This window comes from Herbaspirillum sp. B65 (assembly GCF_000333555.1).
In the GTDB taxonomy this organism is placed as follows: Bacteria; Pseudomonadota; Gammaproteobacteria; order Burkholderiales; family Burkholderiaceae_D; genus Herbaspirillum; species Herbaspirillum rubrisubalbicans.
The window spans coordinates 1-2978 of record NZ_BADI01000383.1 but is presented as its reverse complement, the minus strand read 5'-3'; the positions used below and the strand labels follow the sequence as shown (position 1 = coordinate 2978).

The window sequence follows — 2978 nt, the reverse complement described above, 5'->3', positions numbered from 1 at the left end:
TCCAGCGCTCNTGATGTTTGGTCGCGGAGTCGCAAGAAATGTCGGTGGTACCGTNGGCGATCAAGGGAATACGGGTAGCCGAAGTCACCGGCACCATCTTGATGTTCAGCGAGGTCAGGCCCAGCTTCTTCTGGATGGCGGTCGCGGCCTTGAGGCACAGGTCGATCGAGTAGCCTTGATAGGACTGCTTGTCGTCCAGATAGGAGAAGGGAATCGACGAATCACGCACGCCCAGTGTCAGGGTGCCGGAGTCCTTGATCTTCTTCAGACGGCCGGTGAATTCTTCTGCGTGCACCGAGCTCATCAGAACGCTTGCCCCAACCAACACCCCTGCTAGCTTCAATAACTTCATTGTGTGACCTCCTGGAAAAATTTTTTACGTAGTGTAAATCAAATGCCTCGAATGCCCTGCCCCGGATCCGCTTGCGCGGCGCCCGGAATCGGGCTGGCCGGCCGTATGACGAGCCTGTTATTGTTCTCTGCCGTGCCGCCTATTCTGTGTGCTAACACACATCTTTGCCAGCATTGTTTGATCCCCGCCTGGCGATGCTTGCGCAAACCACCCCCACAGTGGACCGGATGCTGGCACATTACCCATACGCAACTCTCGGCGGGCGCATTGTAGGCATATGCGGCCCGGTCTGGCAATGCGCAGAATCCCTCATCGCGAGAACTGAACCATGCGCTGGGCGCAACGGCAGTAACGACATTCTGGTCAGCAATATCCATGCCAGAAACGAGTCGATAAGGAAAAAAAGACGGCAGAGATGCGGTGCGCATCAGGCTGGTATGCAAGCATCTGGCAGCCTGGTGAAGAAAAAGATGGGGCCGCCGGATAGGAAGGGAGAGAAGAGAAAAGCGAGTGTGACGGAAGTGAAGAATATTGCCAAGCTCCGCTGCAGAGAGGGGCGACACCACCCGCCTCCAGGCTGAGGACCATGCGCACAGACGGCGCGCACATGCGGCAGCGCCCGGCATGTTCATGCCGGGTCCGTCACTGAAGATCTTGCGCCGCAAGGCTGGTTGGCCTGCGGTGCGTCTACGCACAGCAACCACGTCTCCTCCTGGACCAAAGGTCTCTGGATTTCTTTTATCCGGCCGACGATCTTCTTGCGTATCGTCTTGGCCGTGCCGGTCCGCACGAACGGACCGGGGTGACTTCCTGGTGAATCAGGGATACAGGCCGCGCATCTCGCGCGCCTGCAGCACGCGGGTGCAAGCCACGATGAAGGCCGCAGTACGCAGCGACACGTTCTTCTCTTCGGCCAGTTGCCAGACGGCGGCGAAGGCTTCGCGCATGATGCGGGTCAGGCGCAGGTTGATTTCATCTTCGGTCCAGAAGAAGCTGGAGAAGTCCTGCACCCATTCGAAGTAGCTCACCGTCACGCCACCGGCGTTGGCAATCACGTCCGGCACGATCAGCACGCCCTTGTCGCGCAGGATGTCGTCGGCCGCCGGCGTAGTCGGACCGTTGGCGCCTTCCAGGATGATCTTGGCCTTGATGTGATTGGCGTTGGCTTCGGTGATCTGCTGTTCCAGTGCAGCAGGCACCAGAATGTCGCAATCGACCGACCAGAATTGGGCGCGATCGGTAATCTCATCGGCGCCCTCGAAACCCTTGACGCTACCGTTCTTGGCCACATAGGCCTGCAGCGCCGGTACATCCAGCCCACCGCCATTGAAGACGGTGGTCACGTGATCCTGCACCGCGACCACCTTGGAACCGGCTTCCGCGAACAGGCGCGCAGCGATGCCACCGACGTTGCCGAAACCTTGCACCGCGACCTTGGCCTCCTTGATGTCCATGCCGCGCTTGGCAGCGGCTTCGCAACCGACCACGAAGACACCACGGCCGGTAGCTTCATGACGACCCAGGCTGCCGCCCAGTGAAATGGGCTTGCCGGTGACCACGCCCGATGAGGTGCTGCCCTGGTTCATGGAGTAGGTATCCATCATCCAGGCCATGATCTGCGAATCGGTGTTCACGTCCGGCGCCGGGATGTCCTTGTTGGGCCCGATGATGATGCCGATCTCGCTGGTGTAGCGGCGCGTGACGCGCTGCAGTTCACCCCGCGAGAGGGTCTTGGGATCGACGCGGATACCACCCTTGGCACCGCCATAGGGCACGTTCACGGCGGCGTTCTTGATGGTCATCCAGGCCGACAGGGCCATGACTTCGGAGAGCGTCACATCCTGGTGGAAACGCACGCCGCCCTTGCCGGGACCGCGCGAGGTATTGTGCTGTACGCGGTAGCCTTCGAAGTGGGCGATGGTGCCATCGTCGCGTTCGATCGGCACGTCCACCACCAACATGCGCTTGGGGCGCTTCAAGGTTTCCACCCAGCGCGCCAGCGAGCCCAGGTGGGGCGTGACGCGGTCGATCTGCTCGAGGTAGACGCCCCACGGACCGATGCCGTGCGGGACGAGATAGGAAGGCACTTCGTGATTAGGTACGTTCGACATGATGCAATCGCTCCTTTGGATAGCCGTGCTGTTCAAGACAAAAAGGCCTGCAAATTCCGAAGTCCGCCAGGCATGTTACTCCGTCTGCATCAGCCTGCAGGGCGCGTCAGAGGGCGCGCACGAGCGGCGACGACGGCGGCGCGCCTGCCAGCCCGGCCCTGGTGCGCCAGCTGGAAATTCGTGCCCGTCTGATTCAGCGCCGCCATCGTAGCCAGCCGGCCAAAACAAGGCTAATGCTTTGTGAGCATGTAACTATGCAGCGTATGCATAACCATGCAAAGCCCTTGATAGACAAGGAATAGCGGCTGACACTAGCGCTCTTTTTGCGGTCAGGATTCGCGTTTTTCGGCAGACCGCGCGGACTTGCCCGAGGCGCTCTTGGCCGCACTGGCAGCGCCCGTCCGAGGACGCTCGGAACGCTCCGGCCGCCCGCCTTTTTCCTGGCGTTGCCCATCCAGTTCCACCAGGTATTCCCACAGTCGCGCCACCAGCGCCTTGCCGGTACGTTGCGCGGT

Annotated in this window: 2 protein-coding genes and 1 pseudogene; all 3 read right to left on the bottom strand. The window is 60.8% G+C overall.

What is annotated here, in order from left to right; genetic code table 11:
• The coding region (locus I5W_RS09340; protein WP_044529015.1) for a transporter substrate-binding domain-containing protein at positions 1–352 on the bottom strand (352 nt) is incomplete at its 3' end.
• A gap of 818 nt (positions 353–1170) precedes the next feature.
• Entirely contained in the window at positions 1171–2463 is a 1293-nt protein-coding gene (locus tag I5W_RS09335) for a Glu/Leu/Phe/Val family dehydrogenase (protein WP_017452431.1), read from the bottom strand.
• Positions 2464–2792: 329 nt separating this feature from the next.
• Positions 2793–2978, bottom strand: a pseudogene (locus tag I5W_RS09330) (LysR family transcriptional regulator); the annotation flags it as partial.

Bases quoted from the DNA above. Each gene is read 5' to 3' on its own strand.
- I5W_RS09335 (WP_017452431.1), bottom strand. From the start codon at position 2,463: ATGTCGAACGTACCTAATCACGAAGTGCCTTCCTATCTCGTCCCGCAC.